General features: G+C 72.9%; 6 protein-coding genes. 4 read left to right on the forward strand and 2 right to left on the reverse strand.

The genetic code is table 11. The features are described from left to right. Positions 1-74 precede the first annotated feature (74 nt). From DMH12_RS37005 to DMH12_RS37020, 4 genes are all read left to right on the forward strand, one after another. Entirely contained in the window at positions 75-725 is a 651-nt protein-coding gene (locus tag DMH12_RS37005; protein ID WP_125495673.1) for a class I SAM-dependent methyltransferase, read from the forward strand. Between the two features lie 22 nt (positions 726-747). Further along, the gene (locus DMH12_RS37010) at positions 748-1,728 is read left to right on the forward strand and encodes an N-acetylmuramoyl-L-alanine amidase (protein ID WP_125495669.1); all 981 of its coding nucleotides are present in this window, start codon (positions 748-750) and stop codon (positions 1,726-1,728) included. Between the two features lie 158 nt (positions 1,729-1,886). Then, on the forward strand, positions 1,887-2,747 hold the full coding sequence (locus DMH12_RS37015; RefSeq protein WP_125495670.1) for a DUF5336 domain-containing protein: 861 nt from the start codon (positions 1,887-1,889) through the stop codon (positions 2,745-2,747). A gap of 106 nt (positions 2,748-2,853) precedes the next feature. Then, entirely contained in the window at positions 2,854-3,141 is a 288-nt protein-coding gene (locus DMH12_RS37020) for a hypothetical protein (RefSeq protein ID WP_122620370.1), read from the forward strand. 47 nt (positions 3,142-3,188) lie between these two features. On the opposite strand, the gene DMH12_RS37025 is transcribed toward DMH12_RS37020, so the two are convergent. Both DMH12_RS37025 and DMH12_RS37030 read right to left on the reverse strand, forming a co-directional pair. Then, entirely contained in the window at positions 3,189-4,277 is a 1,089-nt protein-coding gene (locus tag DMH12_RS37025; RefSeq protein ID WP_125495671.1) for a prenyltransferase/squalene oxidase repeat-containing protein, read from the reverse strand. Continuing rightward, positions 4,274-5,008: a class I SAM-dependent methyltransferase gene (locus tag DMH12_RS37030; RefSeq protein ID WP_125495672.1), complete on the reverse strand. Its 735-nt coding sequence runs from the start codon at positions 5,006-5,008 to the stop codon at positions 4,274-4,276. The genes DMH12_RS37025 and DMH12_RS37030 overlap by 4 nt, the downstream gene beginning before the upstream one ends. Between the last annotated feature and the right edge of the window lie 60 nt (positions 5,009-5,068).

Raw genomic sequence — 5,068 nt, forward strand, 5'->3', positions numbered from 1 at the left:
CCGGCACGGAGTACGGCAGCATGGGCGCCGAACCGCGCCGCCGCCCGGCGCCCCGTGTCACCGAGAGGACCCGCATGTCCGCGCCGCCCGCCCCCGACGCCCTGGCCGCCTTCGAGGCCGCCAAGGGGTTCATGCCCGTGCACGAGGGCCGCGCGCTGCACGCCGCCGCCGTGGAGGCGGGCCGGCTCGGGCTGCCGCTGCTGGAGGTCGGCACGTACTGCGGACGCTCCACCGTCCTGCTCGCAGACGCGGCCCGCCGGGCCGGGGTCACCGCGCTGACCGTCGACCACCACCGGGGCAGCGAGGAGCAGCAGCCCGGCTGGGACTACCACGACCCGGAGACGGTCGATCCCGAGCTGGGCGTCATGGACACCCTCCCCACCTTCCGCCGCACCCTGCACCGGGCCGGTCTGGAGGAGCACGTGGTCGCCCTCGTCGGCCGCTCGCCCCAGGTCGCGGCCCTCTGGAACTCCCCCCTCGGCCTCGTCTTCGTCGACGGCGGCCACACCGACGAGCACGCCAACGCGGACTACGAGGGCTGGGCACCCCACGTGGCCGACGGCGGCCTCCTCGTCATCCACGACGTCTTCCCGCACCCGGCCGACGAGTTCACCGGCCAGGCCCCGTACCGCGTCTACCTCAGGGCCCTCGCGTCCGGCGCCTTCACGGAGGTCTCCGCGACCGACTCGCTGCGCGTCCTGCGGCGAACGGGCGCGGGGATCTGAGGGCACGGTTAGAGTCGCTGACGTGTCGTACACAGGCCCCGATCTCGAACCTCCCCGGCCCCGTCGCTCCCCGCTGCGCCGCCCGCTGACCGTGGCGGTCGCCGCGCTGGTGCCCGGGGCGTTGCTCGGGTGGGGGGTGTACGCGGCGGTCGGCGGCTCCGACGACGGCGGGGACGCGGCCGGTGCGCGCACGTCCTCGGCGGCACCCTCCCAAGGCACGGCCTCCGCGGGCGACGACGCCAAGAAGCCCGCGGACTCCTCGCCCTCCGCCACCGGGAGGCCGACCGCGTCCTCCTCCCCCTCCAAGTCCGCGCCCGTCGGGGCCTCCGGGCCGCTCAAGGGGAAGGTCGTCGTCATCGACCCCGGGCACAATCCGGGCAACTTCCAGCACACGTCGGAGATCAACCGGAAGGTGAACGTCGGCACGCACTGGAAGGAGTGCGACACGACGGGCACCGCCACCAACGCGGGCTATCCCGAGGCGAAGTTCACCCTCGACGTCGCCCACCGGCTGCGCACGCTGCTGGAGGAGCAGGGCGCCACGGTGAAACTGACGCAGGACGGCGACCGTTCGTACGGCCCCTGCGTGGACGAGCGGGCCCGGATCGGCAACGAGGCGGACGCGGACGCCGCGATCTCGATCCACGCCGACGGGTCGGGGGCCGGCAACCGCGGCTTCCACGTGATCCTGCCGGGCGCGGTGCACGACGGCGACGCGGACACCCGCGCCATCGTCGCGCCCTCCGCCGAACTCGGCGAGCGCGTCGCGGGCAACTTCGTGCGCGCCACGGGCGGCGCGCCGTCCAACTACGTGGGCGACGGCACCGGCCTGGTCACGCGCACGGACCTGGGCGGTCTCAATCTGTCAACGGTTCCCAAGGTGTTCATCGAGTGCGGCAACATGCGCGACGACCAGGACGTGGCGCTGCTGACCAGCGGCACATGGCGGCAGAAGGCGGCGCAGGGGATGTCTGATGGAATCGTGAGTTTCCTGCGCGGGTAGTGATCAGCGTTCCCCTCCCTGCGGACAGCCCCGATGCGCGGACGATAGTGTCGTCCCTACGATGAGGGGCCACCCCCGCGCTTCACACCGGAACCTTTCGGCGCCATCGTGACAGCGACGCCTCTATTGACGACGAGACGACCTACGAAGGACCTGAAGTGAATATCCGCTCCCTCACTCGAGGCGACGGCGTGGTGATCGGAGCAGCGGTTCTGCTGTTGATCGCGTCGTTCCTCGACATCTACTCGCTCGACGGTGCCTCGGACAGCGCCGACATCCCCAGCCTGTGGGGCAGTGGGCCGGTCGTGCTCGGTGTCGTCCTGGCAGGCGTCATCGGCGCCGCGCTCATCGTGGTGGCCCGCGCGATGCCGCAGCCCAAGAAGGTGGCCGGTCTCGACCTCGGCCAGTTCGGCATCGCCTTCACGGTCTTCGCGGCCTGGAGCGCGCTCGGCAACATCTTCGACCCGGCGGGTGCCTTCGACGGCGAGGGCGGCTTCGTGGACGAGCTCGGCGCCGGCCTGGGCCTGATCCTGGCTCTCATCGCCACGCTGGTCATGGCCGCCGCCGCGGTGGCCACTCCGCTGGTCCCCGCCCTCAAGGGCGCCCTGATCCCGGCCGCGCGTCCGGCCGCCCCGCAGCCCTACGGCGGCCAGCCGCAGGGCGGTTACGGCTACCCCGGCGCGCAGCAGCAGCCGTACGGCGGCCAGCCGGGCCAGCCGGGTCAGCCGGGTCAGCCCTTCGGCGGTCAGCCGCAGCCGGGTCAGGCCCAGCCGCAGCCGCAGGCCCCGCAGCAGGCCCAGGCGCAGGCGCAGCCGGCCGGGGACTTCTCCCCGTTCTGGTTCGCCGTGCCGGTGCCGCGTCCGCTGTTCGCGGAGGACGGCTCGCCCACGCCGATCGCCGAGCTGGCGCCGGGCACCTGGTACCTGGCCGTCGAGCAGCGCGGTGCCAACCTGGTCGCGCAGACGCAGGACGGCCGCCGCGGCGTCCTCCAGGACACGTCGGGCATCCAGCGCGGCTGACCCGCCCGCATCACCCGCACCCCGACGGCCCTCCGCCCGGACCCGGTTCCGGACGGAGGGCCGTCGGCGTAGGTTTCCGCCGGGCTTCCGGGGCCATACGCAAGGCATGTCTAGATCTCACGGTTCCAGTTCCGCGGGCAGGGCCATAGCCGTCGTCGCCGACATCATGGCCTTCATCCTCGGCCTGTGGATTCTGATGTACCTGTTGGACGCCAACCGGGCCAACGACCTGGTCCAGTTCGTCCATGACGCGGCCAACTGGCTGGCCGGCTGGTCGCGTGACCTCTTCACCTTCGACGAGGACTGGGCCCGCGTGGTCGCCGGCTACGGCCTGGCCGCCGTGGTCTACCTCTTCATCGGCCACGCCATCGCCAACCGCGTCGGCCGCCGCTGAGCGTTCGTCTTCGGCGAGGACCGGCCGGGTACGGCGCCGCGGCGTGCTCAGACGCAGCAGTCCGGGTCCAGCCCCCTCGGCAGGTGGTCGCCGGAGAAGACCTGGCAGGTGGCCTCGTGGCCGCCGAGGGCGGCGACGGCCAGGAGCAGGGAGCCGGCCGTCCAGGTGGTGAGTTCGCGGGGCCAGATGGCCTGGTCCTCGAAGACGTAGCCCGTCCAGTAGAGGCCGCTGTCGGGGTCGCGCAGGTGCTGGATGGACTGGAGGATCTCCAGGGCGTGGTCGGACTCGCCCACCGCCCACAGGGCGAGGGCGAGTTCGGCCGACTCGCCGCCCGTGACCCAGGGGTTGGGGACGACGCAGCGCACGCCGAGGCCGGGGACGACGAAGCGGTCCCAGCTCTCCTTGATGCGGGACCTGGCCTCCGTGCCGGTCAGCGCGCCGCCCAGCACCGGGTAGTACCAGTCCATCGAGTACCGGCCCTTGTCCAGGAACCGCTCCGGGTGACGCCGGATGGCGTGCCGCAGCGCGCCCGCCGCCAACTCCCAGTCGGGCTGCGGCTCCTCACGCTGCTCGGCGATCGCGAGCGCGCAGCGCAGCGCGTGGTGGACGGAGGAGCTGCCGGTCAGCAGCGCGTCCTTGGTGGCCGTGCCGTCCTCGTCGCGCCGCCAGCCGATCTGCCCGCCGGGCTGCTGGAGCCGCAGCACGAACTCGACCGCCGCGTGGACGACGGGCCACATCCGCTCCAGGAACGTGTCGTCGCCGGTGGCGAGGTAGTGGTGCCAGACGCCGACGGCGATGTAGGCGACGAAGTTGGTCTCGCGGCCCCGGTCGGTGACGTCGGCGAAGTCCCCGTCGGCGTAGGCGGCGTACCAGGAGCCGTCCGCGTTCTGGTGGCGGGCCAGCCACGCGTACGCCCGCTCGGCGGCCTCGTGCTCGTCGGCCGCGTCCAGGGCCATCGCCGCCTCGACGTGGTCCCAGGGGTCGAGATGGTGCCCGCGGAACCACGGGATCGCCCCGTCCTCGCGCTGCACGGCGAGGATGCCGCGGACGGTCCCGGCGGCCTCGGCGTCGGTGAGGACGCCGGGCAGGACGAGGTGCTCGGTGCGGGGCGTGCGAGGACCGCGGGGCGATGTCACGCGGCGTCCACCGGCGGCAGGTGCGGCTTGGTCGCGTACGCCACGAAGCTCTTGCCGATCAGCGGGTTCAGCGCCTGCTCGGCGACCCGTGTCGCCAGCGGCTTCTTCATGATGTCCCAGACCAGCAGCTTGTGGTACGTCCGCACCGGCAGCGCCTTGTCGTTGTCGACGCCGAACGCGCACTTCAGCCACCAGTACGGCGAGTGCAGCGCGTGCGCGTGGTGGCTGCCGTAGGGGCGCAGGCCGGCCTCGCGGATGCGGGCGAGCAGCTGGTCGGCCTTGTAGATGCGGATGTGGCCGCCCTCGACCTCGTGGTACGCGTCGGAGAGGGTCCAGCAGACCTTCTCGGGGCCGTAGCGCGGGACGGTGACCGCGATGCGGCCGCCGGGCCTGAGCACCCGGACCATCTCGGCGAGGACGCCCTTGTCGTCGTGGATGTGCTCCATCACCTCGGAGATGATGACCACGTCGAAGGACTCGTCGGGGAAGGGCAGGGCCAGCGCGTCGCCCTCCATCGCGGTGGCGGTGGCGCCGGCCGGTGCCTCGCCGGCCTCCTCCATCGCCGCGAACCACTTGGCGACCTCGCGGATTTCCTCGGCGTTCCGGTCCAGCGCGACGACCCGGGCCCCGCGCCGGTAGCACTCGAACGCGTGCCGGCCGGCGCCGCAGCCGAGGTCCAGTACGCGGTCGCCGGGGGCGAGCGGGAACCGGGAGAAGTCGACGGTCAGCACGTGGCCCTGCTTTCGGGGTAGACGCCGGTGTCACTGGTGGTGGTCGGGGCCGCGGGGGCG

The organism is Streptomyces sp. WAC 04229 (genome assembly GCF_003947455.1).
Taxonomy (GTDB): domain Bacteria; phylum Actinomycetota; class Actinomycetes; order Streptomycetales; family Streptomycetaceae; genus Streptomyces.